Origin of the sequence: Exiguobacterium sp. s128, from assembly GCF_018618815.1 — a bacterium.
Lineage (GTDB): Bacteria > Bacillota > Bacilli > Exiguobacteriales > Exiguobacteriaceae > Exiguobacterium_A > Exiguobacterium_A antarcticum.
In genome coordinates this window covers 1-1,650 of record NZ_JACSMT010000090.1, presented here as the reverse complement: position 1 = coordinate 1,650, position 1,650 = coordinate 1, and the positions used below count along the sequence as shown (strand labels likewise).

2 protein-coding genes are annotated in these 1,650 nt (G+C 32.4%); both read right to left on the bottom strand.

From position 1 onward, the window contains the following. Positions 1 to 70 precede the first annotated feature (70 nt). Entirely contained in the window at positions 71 to 1,198 is a 1,128-nt protein-coding gene (locus tag KNQ13_RS15660; RefSeq protein ID WP_209548553.1) for an ATP-grasp domain-containing protein, read from the bottom strand. A gap of 24 nt (positions 1,199 to 1,222) precedes the next feature. Beyond that, positions 1,223 to 1,546 (bottom strand): hypothetical protein, encoded by a 324-nt coding sequence (locus KNQ13_RS15655; protein WP_483297469.1) that lies wholly within the window; start codon positions 1,544 to 1,546, stop codon positions 1,223 to 1,225. Positions 1,547 to 1,650: the final 104 nt, after the last annotated feature.

Genomic DNA, 1,650 nt, shown 5'->3' with positions numbered 1-1,650 from the left:
CAATGGGAGACCGCGAAAATGTCTCAACTGGAAAACTGCATACGAGGTCTTCACGGAAGAAGTGTTGCACTTAATTTGACAAACCGTCATTGAAAAATAAATCAATAATCTTTGTATTGTATTTTTCTTTAATATAGGTATTCAAATTTTCAAAGTTAGTTTCTGGGATTATCATTTCCTTATCTGCTCTGAACCATCTGAATCCAACAACATTCTCATTTAGAAGGTTTGTAGAACCATTTTCTTTACTAGTATTATCCTCAACTTTAGAAAGGCTTCTCATCCACTCTTCATATGAGCTTTCTAAAGAATCGTACAATTGTTCGCCAAATAAGAACACTTTAGCTCCGGCAGGTCTACGGTTAGGTTCTACACAAGAAATCGTATAGTCTTTATTAATGAAAAATTCATGATGATTAGCCCCATTTACTGATCCGATCATATTCTTTACTGCTCTACCTGCTTCAATAAGTCTATTGTACATTTCTTTTGACAATGGAGCAGGTGAAATGTGATTATATTCTCCTTTAAAGCGCCCATCTGTTGTCTTTTTTTCTGTTATCCACTCATAACTTCCTACAGCGTCATAACTATATTCGTGCAGACCATCGATTAATTCTTCACACAGAACTCCATGAGGGACATATTCATGGAAAACATCTAACCAATAGGTTAAATCTTCGATACTGCTAATCATCATACAACCTCTACTATTTCCTTCAGAGTTAGGTTTGATAAAAAACACCTTATGTTTTTCATAAAAAGATTCAATACCTTCTCTAGTTGTCGTATATAGATAATCAACTTTTTTATACCAATTTGGCAATTCAGTTTGACTTTCAATATTTCTAAATTTTGATTTTTTTATGCAGGCTTCTGCCATTTCCCCACCTTGGTCCCCTGGTAATGAGAAATGTTGAGCTAATAATGAACCTAAAGGAACTCCTCGGTCAGAAAACGGAAGTACACCAATAAGTTCAAAATCATTTTTTTTAAGGTAACTCGTAATAGGACCGATAGAATTTCCTAGTAAATCAACTTCAATAGTGTTTGAAATCAAATTTTTATCTTCTTCAGTAATAATATCTTTACATAAAATAATGTCCGCATCATACACACTACATGCGATATTTTTTATTGTGTTTACATCGTTTATTCTTGTATTATTATATCCCATTACAGCAAAAGCTTTTTTCACATTTAACACTCCCTATTGATAATATTAATTAAGTTGTAGTTTTGGTGTATCAATTACAGAGGTACACACTTGATTCTTTTCTTTTTTTAAGATGTAATTTTTATTTACATCCAATTTATCTAGATAGTCTTCTCTATAATGAGATCCTCTAGATTCATTTCTTAAAAGTGCTGCTGTAACAATCAATTCAGAGGTAAATAACAAATTTTTATAGTCTAAATATATTTGATATGAATTCTTAGTAGGAAGACTAGTTAAGTCATAGCTATGTGCTTTCAATGATTTTAAGTATGCTAAACTATCTTCTAAGCCTTTTTTAGTCCTAACTGGCCCAACATTTTTATACATAACTTCTTTTAATTGTTGACGGTTTGTCAAATTAAGTGCAACACTTCTTCCGAGAAGACCTCGTATGCAGTTTTCCAGTTGAGACATTTCCGTGGTCTCCCATT

Bases quoted from the DNA above. Each gene is read 5' to 3' on its own strand.
- KNQ13_RS15655 (WP_483297469.1), bottom strand. From the start codon at position 1,546: ATGTATAAAAATGTTGGGCCAGTTAGGACTAAAAAAGGCTTAGAAGAT.